This is a genomic window from Streptococcus sp. 2018110 (assembly GCF_019754115.1).
GTDB classification, from domain to species: domain Bacteria; phylum Bacillota; class Bacilli; order Lactobacillales; family Streptococcaceae; genus Streptococcus; species Streptococcus hashimotonensis.
In genome coordinates this window covers 1-14,570 of sequence record NZ_JAIJZO010000006.1, presented here as the reverse complement: position 1 = coordinate 14,570, position 14,570 = coordinate 1, and the positions used below count along the sequence as shown (strand labels likewise).

At 42.4% G+C, this 14,570-nt stretch carries 14 protein-coding genes and 1 pseudogene; 12 read left to right on the top strand and 3 right to left on the bottom strand.

Annotated elements, in window-relative coordinates; all coding sequences use genetic code 11:
* Positions 1 to 10: 10 nt before the first annotated feature.
* From K5Q34_RS05255 to K5Q34_RS11785, 3 genes are all read left to right on the top strand, one after another.
* Positions 11 to 871, top strand: coding sequence for a helix-turn-helix domain-containing protein (locus tag K5Q34_RS05255; protein WP_221864625.1), 861 nt, complete (start codon positions 11 to 13; stop codon positions 869 to 871).
* A 235-nt stretch (positions 872 to 1,106) separates the two neighbouring features.
* Positions 1,107 to 2,237 carry an ABC transporter ATP-binding protein gene (locus tag K5Q34_RS05250; protein ID WP_002938838.1) on the top strand — a complete coding sequence of 377 codons (1,131 nt, stop codon included), beginning with the start codon at positions 1,107 to 1,109 and terminating at the stop codon, positions 2,235 to 2,237.
* A gap of 37 nt (positions 2,238 to 2,274) precedes the next feature.
* A complete protein-coding gene (locus tag K5Q34_RS11785) occupies positions 2,275 to 2,403 on the top strand; it encodes a hypothetical protein (protein WP_260619435.1) in 129 nt (42 codons plus the stop codon).
* Positions 2,404 to 2,555: 152 nt separating this feature from the next.
* Here K5Q34_RS11785 and K5Q34_RS05245 read toward each other — a convergent pair whose 3' ends face one another.
* The 3 genes from K5Q34_RS05245 to K5Q34_RS05235 all read right to left on the bottom strand — a co-directional run bounded on the left by K5Q34_RS05245 (position 2,556) and on the right by K5Q34_RS05235 (position 4,672).
* Positions 2,556 to 3,143, bottom strand: coding sequence for a cadmium resistance transporter (locus K5Q34_RS05245; protein ID WP_221864624.1), 588 nt, complete (start codon positions 3,141 to 3,143; stop codon positions 2,556 to 2,558).
* Positions 3,144 to 3,231: 88 nt separating this feature from the next.
* Positions 3,232 to 4,212, bottom strand: coding sequence for an aromatic acid exporter family protein (locus K5Q34_RS05240; RefSeq protein ID WP_221864623.1), 981 nt, complete (start codon positions 4,210 to 4,212; stop codon positions 3,232 to 3,234).
* A 70-nt stretch (positions 4,213 to 4,282) separates the two neighbouring features.
* Positions 4,283 to 4,672: a DUF1761 domain-containing protein gene (locus tag K5Q34_RS05235; RefSeq protein ID WP_105136472.1), complete on the bottom strand. Its 390-nt coding sequence runs from the start codon at positions 4,670 to 4,672 to the stop codon at positions 4,283 to 4,285.
* 193 nt (positions 4,673 to 4,865) lie between these two features.
* On the opposite strand from K5Q34_RS05235, the gene K5Q34_RS05230 reads away from it, so the two are divergent.
* From K5Q34_RS05230 to K5Q34_RS05190, 9 genes and pseudogenes are all read left to right on the top strand, one after another.
* Positions 4,866 to 6,083, top strand: coding sequence for a PASTA domain-containing protein (locus K5Q34_RS05230; RefSeq protein ID WP_221864622.1), 1,218 nt, complete (start codon positions 4,866 to 4,868; stop codon positions 6,081 to 6,083).
* A gap of 55 nt (positions 6,084 to 6,138) precedes the next feature.
* Positions 6,139 to 6,867 (top strand): 23S rRNA (guanosine(2251)-2'-O)-methyltransferase RlmB, encoded by a 729-nt coding sequence (gene rlmB, locus K5Q34_RS05225; RefSeq protein WP_074391647.1) that lies wholly within the window; start codon positions 6,139 to 6,141, stop codon positions 6,865 to 6,867.
* Positions 6,868 to 7,380: an NYN domain-containing protein gene (locus K5Q34_RS05220; RefSeq protein WP_221864621.1), complete on the top strand. Its 513-nt coding sequence runs from the start codon at positions 6,868 to 6,870 to the stop codon at positions 7,378 to 7,380.
* Between the two features lie 4 nt (positions 7,381 to 7,384).
* Positions 7,385 to 8,248 (top strand): DegV family protein, encoded by an 864-nt coding sequence (locus K5Q34_RS05215; RefSeq protein ID WP_221864620.1) that lies wholly within the window; start codon positions 7,385 to 7,387, stop codon positions 8,246 to 8,248.
* 299 nt (positions 8,249 to 8,547) lie between these two features.
* Positions 8,548 to 8,958, top strand: a complete 411-nt coding sequence (locus tag K5Q34_RS05210; RefSeq protein WP_205028450.1) for a GNAT family N-acetyltransferase — start codon at positions 8,548 to 8,550, stop codon at positions 8,956 to 8,958.
* A gap of 301 nt (positions 8,959 to 9,259) precedes the next feature.
* Positions 9,260 to 9,706 (top strand): 50S ribosomal protein L13, encoded by a 447-nt coding sequence (gene rplM / locus K5Q34_RS05205; RefSeq protein ID WP_002876943.1) that lies wholly within the window; start codon positions 9,260 to 9,262, stop codon positions 9,704 to 9,706.
* A 19-nt stretch (positions 9,707 to 9,725) separates the two neighbouring features.
* Positions 9,726 to 10,118: a 30S ribosomal protein S9 gene (rpsI, locus tag K5Q34_RS05200; protein ID WP_002942223.1), complete on the top strand. Its 393-nt coding sequence runs from the start codon at positions 9,726 to 9,728 to the stop codon at positions 10,116 to 10,118.
* A 201-nt stretch (positions 10,119 to 10,319) separates the two neighbouring features.
* The gene (locus tag K5Q34_RS05195) at positions 10,320 to 11,015 is read left to right on the top strand and encodes a methylase (RefSeq protein ID WP_221864619.1); all 696 of its coding nucleotides are present in this window, start codon (positions 10,320 to 10,322) and stop codon (positions 11,013 to 11,015) included.
* Positions 11,016 to 11,018: 3 nt separating this feature from the next.
* A pseudogene (locus K5Q34_RS05190) lies at positions 11,019 to 14,444 on the top strand (DEAD/DEAH box helicase family protein); the annotation flags it as partial.
* Between the last annotated feature and the right edge of the window lie 126 nt (positions 14,445 to 14,570).

The window sequence follows — 14,570 nt, the reverse complement described above, 5'->3', positions numbered from 1 at the left end:
TGGAGGCGAGATGAGCAAAAGGGAAGAATTGCAGCACCTATTTCCAAAAGGAAGGCTTGTATTTGAAAAGACAGAAGATGGAGCAAGTATCCAGTTACCTCTGGCTGATCATACTTGGTTTTCCGTTGAACGCAAGGATTTGACAAATCGAGAAATCGAACTGATTGACTTGCTGATGAATGACTCGAGCGCAGAACAAGGTCATCCTTGGGGACGCTATTTCCAAGGGGGAGGTCCTCTTCCACAAACCTTGGAAAAGCTACAGGTTATTCATGCTCATGTAGGCCATGTATCCGATGAAGATGGAAAGGTAGCCTGGCTTGATATGATGGCCAAACTCCTCCCCAATCTCCAAGGCTACTATACAGGCAATGGACAGGATTACCTATTCATTCTACATCAGGCACCTCTTTTTGATGTCAAAGAAATACTGCGTGATACCCTTGCTACCATGGAGTTCGATTTTGGTCTGAGAATTACATTGTTTTTAGGTCAAATCTGGCCGGCTAAATTGGTACACTCTTGGCCACAATTAATCGAAGCTGAACAATCCCTTTTTCACCATTGGCGAAGCAGCCACCATCAATCACGGTTGCTTACCTTCGGTCAGCTCTATCTTTGGGCAGGTCAACTCCACCCCGTTTTGAGAGAAGGACTTGCTAGTTTGATTACCCACCAGCAGCTAGAAAAGGAAATTGTAGCTCTTTGGCAAGAAGGTGCGGTCATAACCAAGGCAGCCCAGTCTCTCTATATCCATCGAAATACGCTACAGTATCGCTTGGACAAATGGTTTGATTGGACGGGATTACAGCTCAAGGAATTGACGGATTTGGCAGTTTGCTACATGGTTATCATGGATTTAAGTATCTAATAGGAGCTAATGATGAGAAAAGCGTTGTAGCCTTTGAGAATACCGCCCATCGGTTCGTCCCTTTTCTCCTGAAAATCCCAAAGGGCTCATTGAATTTTTGAAAAGTAAACTATTTCAGTAACACAGTCTTTTGTGCAACTTGTACAAAAGATTGTGTTCTTTTTGTTCACCTTGACCTAGAAAAATAAAACGCTTTCATTTATAATAAAACTATCAAAGAAAGTGAGGCTTGAACATGGTTCAACTTAATTTAAAAAATATTTATAAAAAATATCCAAATAGCGAGCATTATTCCGTTGAAAACTTTAATCTAGATATTAAAGATAAAGAGTTTATTGTTTTCGTAGGTCCTTCAGGATGCGGTAAATCAACTACTCTTCGTATGATTGCTGGATTGGAAGATATTACAGAAGGTGAAGCTTACATCGACGGCGTGCTGATGAACGATGTGGCACCGAAAGACCGTGATATTGCCATGGTATTCCAGAACTATGCCCTTTACCCACACATGACTGTATTTGACAATATGGCTTTCGGTTTGAAATTGCGTAAATACAGCAAGGATGAAATCAAAAAACGTGTGGAAGAAGCAGCACAAATTCTTGGCTTGACAGAATTCTTGCAACGTAAACCTGCTGACCTTTCTGGTGGTCAACGCCAACGTGTTGCCATGGGTCGTGCTATTGTCCGTGATGCAAAAGTATTCTTGATGGATGAGCCTTTGTCAAACTTGGATGCCAAGTTGCGTGTATCCATGCGTACAGAGATTGCTAAAATCCACCGTCGTATTGGTGCAACAACGATCTACGTAACGCATGACCAAACAGAAGCCATGACCTTGGCTGACCGTATTGTTATTATGTCTGCGACTAAGAATGAAGCAGGTACAGGTACAATCGGTCGTATCGAACAAATTGGTAGCCCAGAAGAGCTTTACAATAAACCTGTAAACAAATTTGTTGCCAGCTTCATCGGTAGTCCTGCAATGAACTTCTTTACAGTGACTCTTCAAGAGGGTGTGCTTGTTGGAGATGGTTTCAAAGTAGATCTTCCAGAAGGTCGTCGCAAGCACTTGGAAGAAAAAGGTTACAACGGTAAATCATTTACATTGGGTATCCGTCCAGAAGACATTAAGGCTTCACAATTGGAGTTGGACACTTATCCATCTTCTATCGTGGAAGCAGAAGTTGTCGTTTCAGAGCTTCTTGGTGCGGAAACCATGCTCTACTCTAAAGTAGGAAATACAGAATTTGTATCTCGTGTAGATGCGCGTGACTACCACAATCCAGGAGACAAGGTTCGCTTGACCTTCAACCTCAACAAAGCTCATTTCTTTGATGATGAAACAGATCAAGCCATTGTTTAATCTTTTATAATTTGTTCATAAAACACCTGACCGTCAGATGAAAATCTGGCGGTTTTTGGCTAGGGAAGGTGTCCGCCAAGGAGGAATTTATCATTGCAGTCGCAGGGAATACGGTCATGATGGGGCTGTCTTTCTTGCATTTGCACAACCAAGTATCGTCATTTAGTTTATCTTTTATTACGTCGTTAACTCACCTTGCCTAACTCCAGTTATGCCTGCGGCTCGTTGCCTAGTACTAAAAGTAAACTAAAAGACTATATCAGATGAATTTCATGGGAAAATAGAAGAACCGTCGGTTTAAACTGACGGTTCTTTTTCTTATGTTAGTAATTGCAGTAGGTAGGTCATTGTTCCGAATTCGAATAAAATGTAGATTCCTAATATGATAAAAATGGTTGGAAGAATCATTTTTTCATATTTTTCTATGAATTCAGAAATGCTATGGAGACTCCCAAATTTTTCTGCTAGGTAGCAAATGGCGATTGTCTCTAGCAAGATCAGGCCAGCAGTTAAGAGCGTTTCTAAGGTACTTAAAGTTGTAAAATAGGGTGTGAATATTCCTAAATTATCTACTCCCGATGCTAATGAAATAAAAATTATAGATAGTAATCCGATTTTGCTATCAGGAATCTCTGTTTCTGCTTCGTTTTCAAAAAGGATTCTAACCCCTAGTAGAATAGGGACGAAGCCGAGCAGACCAAGGATCCAGTCAGCTAGAAAAACATTGGCAACTTGGCTAAGGGTCGAACTTAAGAGAATGAGTATAAAACTAGCAAGTAGTTGTCCAAAATAGATTGTGCGTCTTTCACCTGGTTTTTTTGCCTGTGAAAATAAAAGGAATAAAATTAGGAAATAATCGATACTTGTTGAAATACCGAGAATCAGTGCATAAGTAATAATAGTCATGGTCCCTCCGTATAATATAATAGTCATAGATATTTATTTACAGAGGCACATCAATTTTGAAAGATAGAAGTAAAAATTGCGATTCATTTTAATTTCCTTTTTCACTACCCTCATCTTCATCTTTATAAACCTCATAAAAGTCAACCTTGAGGCGAATAAAGGCTTCCATATCGTGTAGGAGCTGAAAGAGGGTGGCTCGGGTTTCAAATTCTTCTCGGGTTTGCGGCAGAGGTCGCTCGCGGAAGGTGGCATGGAAGAGCTCGATGTCCAGGAGCAGTTCCTTGGCGGAGTTTTCTCGGCTTAGTTGCTGGGCTGCTCGCTCGAATAGGCTGGACAGGATGACATTTTCTCTGCCTTCCAGTAAACACTTGTTGATATTTCCTGCCATGGTCCGCAGGATTTTGTTTTGTGCAGCTCGCATTTCAAAGTAATGGACTTGATAATTTGTTTGTTGAAAGACTTGGTTGTGGCGTTCTAAATAAACGACTTTGAGGGCCTCATCCAAGGTCTTATCCAGCTGCGTAATCAATTCTGCCTCGTTTCGTCCGTCGCCGTTGAGCAGAAAGGCTTCAAAGCGGAGGAGAATCTGCTTGAGCAGGTCTTCGACTTGGTCGTGGTAGGCCTCGATTTTCTTTTCTTGCGAGGGCATATAGAGGTTAAACAAGAGTGCCAGTCCTGCCCCAATCAGAAAAAGCGCCAGCTCATTTCCTAAAAAAATCAGCGAAATATCTTGCTCTAGCAAGAGGTGGGTGACGAGGACGGTTGAGGGGGCGATGCCAGCCTCCCAGTTGAATCTGTAGGCTAGAGGGACGTAGAGTGCCAGGTAAATGCCTAGGGTCCAGATGCCAAAGCCAAAGAGGGCGAAGGTCAGGACGGCTATGGTCAGGGCCAGGAGGGTGGAAAAGAGGCGGTTGCGGGCCATTTTAAAGCTGGACTTGCGGGTGTCGAGGACGCTGAGAATGGCGATGATACCAGCTGCCGTCGCATAGGACAAACCCAGGGCGGTCGCTAGGTAAATAGCCAGCACGGTGGCAAATATCAGTTTAATCGTTCGGAGGGAGAGGGACATGGGGGCTCCTTTAGTCTTAGTCTTCCTTTTATTGTACCATAAAACCCTCCTAAGGTTAGGAGGGTTGACTTTATACAAACAAGGCAATGATTCCGACTACCAAATAGCAGACCAGTTTGTAGCTTTCGTTGATGAGGATGAGTTTAAGAGGGCGTTGCTCAAAGACATAGTTTTTCAATGAAGCAAGGACTGCAATCACGCCCATGCCGCCAGCTGCGTGGAGTGGTGAAACATCAAGGGTCTTGATGAAGAAAATCGCCACAACAGCAGTCAAAACTTCAATCGCTAAGGAAATCATCATTTCCTTCTGGCCATTTTTCCCAGCCTGACGGTCAGCTTCTACCTTGGCCATGTCAATGCCAGAGGCTTCAATCCAAGCATCACGGAAAATCAAACCATACCACAAACCACCAATAGCAAAGGCAATCAGCCCTGCCACAATTCCCAAAATAAGTGTCATACATTCTCCTTTTTGTGTCCGTTTGTACGGACAAATGATAGACGTTAGAATATCATAGGCTTTACTATTTGTCAAAAGTTAGATTGAAACGGGGTGAAAATGAGAATTGACAATTTTAGGTGTTATGTTATACTAAAATAAAATAGATTTCGTTTATAGATATCAACCAATATTTTATGAGGAGATGATTGTTATGGATCAATGGATGCGAGATTTTGAAGAGCAGCAGAGACATGATGAGTTGAAACGAAAAATGGATGCTCAAACCTCTGCCATGAACTCTCAGGCAATAGCACTTCACAAACAAAATGACATTTTGCAAAAAGAGCATGAGCGTCAAATTGAAAAAGAGTTTAAGGACAGAATTTTTCAATTACGATTGCATCTAGCACAGGCTACAGATGATAGTCAACGATTTGTACTCCAGCAAATGCTCAGCGAAGCTGAGGAAGATTATGAGAATTATCAAAGAGAGCAAGCTGAGAAACGTTTGGCAGACGCAAAAAGACGAAAGATATGGCTTATCATTTCAAGTGTTGTGGCTGTGTTAGGAATGGCTGGTTTATATTTTGTCTACCAAGATATTTCTCAAGTTACAGTTCCTGAATTATATGGTATTGAGCTATCTGAAGCAAAGGATTTACTGTATGAAGAGGGGTTAAAAGTTGGTACAATAACAGAAGTTGGTGGACAGTCAGTTCAGCCTGGGATGGTTAGTGTATCTTCTCCAAGTAGTGGGAAGAAGGTAAAGCGGGGAAGTGCGGTTAACTTAATTATTGCTAAAAATGTAGATGCAAAGGATACTACCATAGTTGAGGATAGCTCGACTAGTGAGACAGCAACTAGTAAGACTGCTGGAAGTTCGCAAGCTTCTAGCCAGTCCCAGGTAGGTAGCGCCGTTCAATCGTTTACTGTGGATATTAAAAAACAAGGACTGGTTATTCGTCAGGAACCTAGTTTATCTGGAGAAGTTGTGACCAATATAGAACCTGGAACGTACACGATAGTTGAGACGACTCAAAAGGAAGGACATAGTTGGGGCAGGTTGAAATCAGGACAGGGCTGGATTTCGTTGACAGATTTGCATAATCCTGTACCGCAGGTTGATACAAAAAACTTAACAACAGATCAGGTAAAAGCTTGGGTCATGGATGATTTGTTTAGTCGTAGCGTCATGATTGAAAAGTATCGGAAAAATCAGGTTGTCATTAGTGTCCGTATGGCTGAAGATGGTCTAGTATATGCAGATGTAACGGTACCATCAGACCCTAATTTTGAGCCACGAGATTGGAGTTATCGGATCAATAGTCGTGGGGAGTTGGAAGCTAGTGAGTATGATACAGATCCGGAACAAGGGGGTGTCAACTGGTATGTTGCCCAACATTATTATCTGGAAAACAGTGTGAACTAAGAAAGCTGAGAAACTCTCGGCTTTTTCCTTTTCCAAAATATGCTATAATAATACCATGGAACAAAATGATATAGTATATGGCGTACACGCTGTGGTGGAGAGTTTGGAGGCCAACACCGGCAACAAACTCTACATTCAGGATGATTTGCGCGGAAAAAATGTAGAAAAAATCAAGGCACTGGCGGCAGAGAAGAAGGTGTCGATTTCTTGGACGCCGAAGAAGACCCTGTCTGACATGACGGAAGGTGCCGTCCACCAAGGCTTTGTCCTGCGGGTCTCCGAGTTTGCCTATGCAGACCTTTCGGTAATTCTAGAAAAAGCAGAGCAGGAAGAAAATCCCCTCATTCTCATCTTGGACGGGCTGACAGACCCCCACAACTTGGGCTCGATTTTACGGACCGCAGATGCCACTCAGGTAGCAGGCATCATCATTCCCAAGCACCGAGCAGTTGGCGTGACGCCCGTTGTGGCTAAGACTTCCACAGGTGCGGTGGCCCATGTCCCAATCGCCCGAGTGACCAATCTCAGCCAAACCCTCGACAAGCTCAAGGAAGCTGGTTTCTGGGTATTTGGTACCGATATGAACGGAACCCCAAGCCACAAGTGGAATACGGCTGGCAAACTAGCACTTATTATTGGCAACGAAGGTAAAGGGATTTCCAGCAATATCAAAAAGCAGGTAGATGAGATGATTACCATTCCCATGAAGGGCCATGTCCAATCTCTCAACGCCAGCGTAGCAGCAGCTGTGCTGATGTACGAAGTATTTCGGAAGAAAATCTAAATGAAAGAAAAAGTTCTCATTGTAGATGGCTACAACATGATTGCCTTTTGGCAGGCCACCAAGAAAGATTTTAAAAAGGGAGACTTGGATGCGGCCAGAACGACCTTGCTTCGCACCTTGTCTCACTACGCAGCCTTTGAACAAATCGAGGTGATTTGTGTCTTCGATGCCCACCATGTGCCAGGTCTTCGCCAGCAGTATGACGAATTTAAGGTATCGGTCATTTTTACAGAGGAGGAAGAGACAGCAGATAGCTACATCGAACGACTCAGTGCCCAGCTCAATAGTGACCGTCGCAAGCAGGTTTCCGTCGCAACCAGCGACCTCAACGAACAATGGGTGGTCTTTTCACAAGGGGCCTTACGGGTTTCGGCGCGTGAGTTGGAGGAAAGAACCAGGGTCATCAAAAAGGACTTGGACAAGTTTGTGGATCAGGTAGAGCTCTACACCCCACGGCTCAATCCCTGGTCAGATGGGAATTTTCAAGCCTTAAGAGAAATGATGGAGAAATGAAAGAGTGACATTTACAATCGTAACCGATTCGACATCGGATTTGCCAATCAGCTGGGTCCAAGAAAACGATGTGACCGTTCTTGGTTTGACCATTAACCTAGACGGCGTAACCTATGAAACCGTTGGGGAAAACCGCTTGACCTCAGCAGATTTGCTGGAGAAAATGGCTTCTGGCAGTCAACCTACGACCAGTCAGGTCAATGTTGGTCAGTTTGAAGAAGTTTTTGAAGCGGTAGCCAAGGAAGGTCAAGAGGTGCTTTATCTCGCTTTCTCAGCAGCTCTTTCAGGGACCTACCAGAGTGCAGTCATTGCACGGGATATGGTTATGGATCAATATCCAGAAGCAGTCATCACCATCGTTGATACAGAGGCAGCGACCATTGGAGAAGGTTACTTGGTCATGAAGGCCGTTGAGGCGCGTGCTACGGGTAAGACTTTGGCGGAAACTAAGGCAATCGTAGAAGATTTGGTGCCGCGCCTACGGACCTACCTCTTGGTCGATGACCTTAACCACCTGGTGCGTGGTGGTCGCTTATCGAAAGCAGCAGGCCTTATTGGTGGCTTAGTGAATATCAAACCTCTGCTTTCGCTAGATGTAGAAGGGAAACTTGTGCCTATTGCTAAAATCCGTGGTCGTAAAAAAGGAATCAAAGAAATGCTGAACCTGACCTTGGACAACTTGGATCATTCTACAGTCATGGTTGCTTATACGGGTGATATTGAGGCGGCAGAGGGTGTCAAATCTAGTTTATTGGAAGAAGACCGTGTTTCTGATGTTCTATTGACAGAATTAGGACCAGTTATTGCCACTCATACAGGGACAGGAGTCCTAGCTATTTTATCAATTGGGACAGAAATGAGAGCCTAGATTCTAAGGGATATTTCTTGCAAAGATGTATTCCTTTTTGTGTGGCAGCGAACTATTGCAGAATAGGACAATCAAAAGGAGATAAGATGTTACTCATCATCAGAAGAGAAGAAGAAAAGGATCATCGGGTGGTTGAAGAGTCAACACGGGAGGCTTTTTGGAATGTCTTTCGTCCGTCAGTTTATCTTTTATTACATCGTTAACTCGTTTTGCTGTACTCCAGTACTGTCTACAACTTGTTGCCTTGTACTAAAAGTAAACTGAAGGACTATTATCTGAGTGCGACGGAGCATCTGATTGTGCATCAATTACGGGAGCAAAAACACGTCATAAAAGACCTCAATCTTGTGGCGGAAGCCGACGGTCAGCTGGTGGGGCATATCCTCTATGTGGCGTCGGAGATCACGGCAGACGGCGCTCGCCTGCCCAGTCTGACCTTTGGTCCATTTAGCATCTCGCCAGATCAGCAAGGCCGCGGTTACGGTCAGGCACTTTTAGAGCATTCGTTGGCTTTGGCGGAAAATAGCGGAGCAGTCATGGTGGCCATTACAGGTTTTCCTGATTACTACAGTCGATTTGGTTTTGTCAAGGGTAAGGAGGTCGGCATTCGCTATCAAGCGGACCCAGAAGCTGATTATTTCTTGGTCAAGTTGTTCCAACCAGAAGCCTTGGATGGCCGAGACTGGTGGTTTACAGATCCGCCGGCCTAAACGGTGGATGAATTGGTCTTGGAAGAATTTGATAAAACCTTCCCTTATAAGGAGAAGCTGGTCTTGTCTGGACAGCTAGGGCAGTAGGAAAAGTAAACCTGATAAGGCTTTCATTCTCAGCAGCTCTGCTATCTTTCAAAAAATAAAAAAAGTAAAGTAAAATAGCTTGACGGAGACTAGTAGATTTGATAAAATGGTAGACGGTATTGTTTACCCCATTTGAAAGGCCCCGGAACCTTCCAAATACCCGCGGACCGGAACATCCGCCCAGTAAACAAAAACGATTCGTATAGGAGAAATCATGAACAAAACAACATTTATGGCTAAACCAGGCCAAGTTGAACGTAAATGGTATGTAGTAGATGCTACTGATGTACCTCTTGGACGCCTTTCAGCAGTAGTTGCTAGCGTTCTTCGCGGTAAAAACAAACCAACTTTCACACCTCACACTGATACTGGTGACTTCGTTATCGTTATCAACGCTGAGAAAGTGAAATTGACTGGTAAAAAAGCAACTGATAAAATCTACTACACTCACTCAAACCACCCAGGCGGATTGAAATCAATCTCAGCTGGTGAATTGCGTTCTAAAAACGCTGTTCGTTTGATTGAAAAATCAGTTAAAGGTATGCTTCCACACAACACACTTGGTCGTGCACAAGGCATGAAATTGAAAGTGTTTGTAGGTGCTGAGCACACTCACGCTGCACAACAACCAGAAGTACTTGATATTTCAGGTCTTATCTAAGGGAAAGGACGTAATCTAAATGGCACAAGCACAATACACAGGTACTGGTCGTCGTAAAAACGCGGTTGCACGCGTACGTTTGGTCCCAGGTACTGGTAAAATCACAGTAAACAAAAAAGATGTAGAAGAGTACATCCCACACGCTGACCTTCGTTTGGTTATCAACCAACCATTCGCAGTAACTTCAACACAAGGTTCATACGACGTTTTCGTTAACGTGAACGGTGGTGGTTACGGTGGTCAATCAGGTGCGATCCGTCACGGTATCGCGCGTGCATTGCTTCAAGTAGACCCAGACTTCCGCGATTCATTGAAACGCGCAGGCCTTCTTACACGTGACGCTCGTATGGTTGAACGTAAGAAACCAGGTCTTAAGAAAGCTCGTAAAGCTAGCCAGTTCTCTAAACGTTAAGAACCAGCTACAATACAACATTTACAACACTTCATGGTTCACACCATGGGGTGTTTTTTCGTGATTTTTGAAAAGCATTTGTTAAAAATCGTGTACCAATTTTATTTGACGTTTTTTGGATAAAGCGCTGATGAAATCTAGTAGTGTTCATTGGAAAATGGTATAATGATAGTCAAGATAAACGTTTTCAAGGAGTTGGCTTTGGAAGAGAATTTAATCAAATCAAAACAACGTGTGCAAAAACATGGTGAAGTCTTTACACCTGCCTGGATGGTTCAGAAAATGCTGGATACTCCGGGTGTGAAAGAAGCTTGTGAAAGTGTATATAAGACCTTTTTAGAGCCATCTGCAGGTGATGGCAATTTTTTGCAAGCTATTTTGGAGAGAAAACTAAAGGCAGTGGTCAGACAGTATGACAAAAGAAATTGGAAAACAAAGTCTTTAGTTGCTCTCTCGTCTATTTATGGCATAGAGTTTTTAGAAGATAACCTAGAAGTGGCACGATCGCGCATGTTTCTTTATTACCTAGATTGGTATGAAAGAACTTTTAGTGTGAAACTGAGTAGTAAGAGCGATATCTACAAATCAGCTCACTATCTTATTCATAAAAATATTGTGAGAGGAAATACCTTGACTCAGCAGCATCCTATTACAGGAGAGCCTATTTGGTTTAATGAGTGGCAAATGGTCAAAGGTCATCCAAGTTTGGTAAGAAAAATTCCTTTTGCACTTTCAGAACTTTTGGGTAAGGAAGTAGAAGACGATCGGACAGTCGTGGAAGGACAACTGAGTTTTTTTGATATAGATGATGAATTTATTATTGAGAATGAATCCGTTAAAAAAGCAGATACGATAAAAGAGATAACCATTCAAAAAGTGTATTTACTAGGAGATTAGGCTATGATTTCAAATTTTGAATTTTTGGCAATTGATATAGATACAGCCGAGCTTTTTAGAACCATAAATATGGCTGAAGAAAATTATACACATGGGGACTATGAAGGCACGCTGACTAAGGTTAGAAAAGTTGCTGAGAATACTGCGAGGTTGGTTGCCGATAGAGAATATTTAGATATTAGTGAGCGCGCCACCTTTAATGACGTACTAAGAGTGATAAGAGACTTTATTCCCAATAAAACAATCGTCGATCACTTTTATGATATCAAGGGAAAGGGGAATAATTCTGCCCATGTCCTTAATCCAGAAGATGCGACAAAAGAAAATGCCTTAAAATCACTAAAACAAGTCTTTGACATACTAGCTTGGGTCATGCTGACCTATATTGAACCGGATATTAAAGCCAGTGCAATTGGTCATTTTTTAGAACCGAGAGCACAAGAAATGTACACTACGGCTGAGCGGAAGTTTATCTATATTCAAACAGTTAACAATGAAAGTGGACTATTTAATGCCTTCGAAGGGACTCAAAAAATTGGTGAGGGTAGCGTTTCTTCGGATGATATTGAGACAGATTGGTCGCCAAATAGTGACTTTTTACGTACTGTTGCCCCAAAACGTATTAATCAATACATGAAAACATCTGGTCTGCCTTATACGCTTGGTTGGGTAGAGCTTGCTTACAAAAAGGCGACCAAGTCCTGGTTTCATGATTATGATGTGCATAATGTCTTGAAGCGTTCAGGGATTAAACAGGCTGAACAACTGGAAGGAACAGAGTGGTTCAAAACGGATTTAGAGACAGCTAAGGCTGCTATTAAAGCTGTTAAAGAAGGTAGAAATTATCTAAATATTACTGCCAAAGAATCATTTATTGAAGAACCAGTTATCACCCTTCGTCCAGAACAAGAGGCAGCGGTCGAGCAGACGCAAAAAGTCTTTAAGAAAAAAGACCGAATGCTCTGGAATGCTAAAATGCGTTTTGGTAAAACCTTGACGTCCTTGCAATTGGTCAAGAATGAAGCCTTTCAAAGGGTGCTCATCATGACTCATCGTCCTGTTGTGGCGGATTCTTGGTTTGATGACTTTAAAAAGATGAAGATGAGCGCCGATGGGTATGATTATGGCTCAGTTAATCAAGGAGAAACGCTTGAAAACCTGAAGCGAGGGGAGAAACCTTTTGTCTATTTTGCTTCCATCCAACTCCTTCGATACAATGGCGGACAAACCAATCTGAAAGATTTTGCGGATGTAGATTGGGATTTGATTATTGTTGATGAAGCACACGAGGGCACGCAAACCGAGCTCAGCGACACCGTTATGAAGGAATTGGTCAAAGAGCATACAAAAATACTAGAACTATCTGGGACGCCGTTTAATCTTTTGGATCAATTTGATGAGGAACAAGTCTATACTTGGGACTATGTTATGGAACAACAGGCTAAGAAGAAGTGGGAATTAGAACGTCCAGATGAGCCAAATCCTTATGAAACTTTGCCAAAAGTATCCATGTACACTTTTGAAATGAAGCATAAGGAACGTTTTTCTGATGAGAGTAAATCGTTCAACTTTAGAGAGTTCTTCCGTGTGGCTGAGGATGGGCAGCTTGTCTATCAGCAGGAGGTTCGTCAGTTCTTAGACAATATTACGCATCCAGATAGCAGTACTAACTATCCATTTTCAACAAAATCATATCGTGAGGAGTTGCGCCATACGCTTTGGCTTATGCCAGGTGTTAAGGAAGCTAATGCTTTTGAGGACTTGCTTAAAGAACACCCTATTTTCGGGAAAGAATATAAAATTGTTAACGTTGTTCGAGGTGCAAGTAGTGATGATGGAATTGCTAACGATGCGGACATAGAGAAAGTTCGTTCTGCTATTGGTAAAGACCCTTCACAGACAAAAACCATTACCCTGACGGTTCGTAAACTAACTACAGGTGTTAATATCCCAGAGTGGACAGCAGTCTTGTTTTTGTCAAATACCAATAGTGCCATGAACTACCTACAAGCTGCCTTTCGTGCTCAGACGCCTTTTTCTCATGAGAAATTGGGAATGAAGACAAATTGTTATGTTTTTGATTTTGCCCCTGATAGAGCCTTGACTGTCATGGCGGAGAGTGCCCAGATTAACTCAGGTGTAGGGAAGAAAAATACGCAAGCACAAAAGCAAGCTATGGCTCGTCTTCTAAACTTTATGCCAATCTTAGGGGCTTCAGACAATGGAATGAGGACCTACGATGTGGATAGAATGCTGACACAGCTCAAGAAAGTTTATGCTGAAAAGGCAGTGCGGTCAGGTTTCGAAGATGACAGTCTATATAATGATAATCTTTTAACTTTAACCGCTGATGATGCAAGCATGTTTACCAAACTAAATGCTATCGTTGGTAAGACACAGAGTCAAAAAACGCCTAAGAAAGTTGTAATCAATGAAAATGGATTGACAACTGAAGAGCATGAGCAAGCTGAAAAAGCTAAAAAGAAACCAAAAGCTAAACGAACAGCAGAAGATCTAGAGGTTATCGAAAAACAAAAAGAAGCGAAGAAACAGCGGAAAAATATGATTTCTATTTTACGCGGGGTTTCTATCCGTATTCCAATGATGATTTACGGCATGGCGGTCGATTTATCAAAAGATATTACCATTCAAGACTTTATTAAGCAGGTGGATGATGAATCGTGGAAAGAGTTCATGCCAAAAGGTTTCACCAAGGGAATGTTTAGTGAGATTACCAAGTATTATGATGCTGAGGTCTTTATCGAAGCGGGTCGTATCATTCGTCAGCGTGCCAAATCCTTTGATGATCTGGACTTCATCGAGCGGGCGGAGCGGATTGCGGAGCTGTTTGGGACCTTTAAAAACCCTGATAAGGAAACCGTACTGACACCGTGGCGCGTGGTCAATCTACAAGTATCTAAGTCAGTAGGCGGTTTGAACTTCTATGATGATAACTTTGAGTCGGTGACAGATGATGCGACGTCAAATCTTCACTGGGTAGACAATGAGCTTACCTCATCTATCTATCAGAAAGAGACTAAAATTTTAGATATCAACTCGAAGACAGGTCTCTACCCCCTTCATAGTGCCATTAGTTTGTATTATCAACGAGTGGCAGAAAATGATGATAATCGTTTTGAAGCTGACCAAGTTTATCAGGAGATTTTATCGAATAACATCTATGCTATTGCCAAAACACCAATGGCAAAAACCATCACAGAACGTACACTGACAGGATATCGGAAGTACAAAACCAATGTAACTTACATTGAAAGCTTGACAGATACCCTAAAAACAGATATTGAACAAGGTAAAAAACTAGTCGAGGAGGCATTTAACAAGGTGAAATTTGATGTAGTGATAGGAAATCCTCCGTATCAGGAAGAAGCGGTTGGTAAAAGACCGGAACCTATTTATCATAAATTTTTGAAAGTTCTATAATGAAGTTAGCCACCTTACCTTAGTCAAGAATTAGATGTTTCACTATGTTTGAGTAAGTTGATGATTTCATTTGATAACAGGTTTGAAGCTGTTAGGCTAGGTGGCCAAGGCTAA

Excerpts from the sequence above, each read along its gene's own strand:
- K5Q34_RS05255 (WP_221864625.1), top strand. The coding sequence starts at position 11 with ATGAGCAAAAGGGAAGAATTGCAGCACCTATTTCCAAAAGGAAGGCTT.
- K5Q34_RS05250 (WP_002938838.1), top strand. The coding sequence starts at position 1,107 with ATGGTTCAACTTAATTTAAAAAATATTTATAAAAAATATCCAAATAGC.
- K5Q34_RS11785 (WP_260619435.1), top strand. The coding sequence starts at position 2,275 with ATGAAAATCTGGCGGTTTTTGGCTAGGGAAGGTGTCCGCCAAGGAGGA.
- K5Q34_RS05245 (WP_221864624.1), bottom strand. The coding sequence starts at position 3,143 with ATGACTATTATTACTTATGCACTGATTCTCGGTATTTCAACAAGTATC.
- K5Q34_RS05240 (WP_221864623.1), bottom strand. The coding sequence starts at position 4,212 with ATGTCCCTCTCCCTCCGAACGATTAAACTGATATTTGCCACCGTGCTG.
- K5Q34_RS05235 (WP_105136472.1), bottom strand. The coding sequence starts at position 4,672 with ATGACACTTATTTTGGGAATTGTGGCAGGGCTGATTGCCTTTGCTATT.
- K5Q34_RS05230 (WP_221864622.1), top strand. The coding sequence starts at position 4,866 with ATGGATCAATGGATGCGAGATTTTGAAGAGCAGCAGAGACATGATGAG.
- rlmB (WP_074391647.1), top strand. The coding sequence starts at position 6,139 with ATGGAACAAAATGATATAGTATATGGCGTACACGCTGTGGTGGAGAGT.
- K5Q34_RS05220 (WP_221864621.1), top strand. The coding sequence starts at position 6,868 with ATGAAAGAAAAAGTTCTCATTGTAGATGGCTACAACATGATTGCCTTT.
- rplM (WP_002876943.1), top strand. The coding sequence starts at position 9,260 with ATGAACAAAACAACATTTATGGCTAAACCAGGCCAAGTTGAACGTAAA.
- rpsI (WP_002942223.1), top strand. The coding sequence starts at position 9,726 with ATGGCACAAGCACAATACACAGGTACTGGTCGTCGTAAAAACGCGGTT.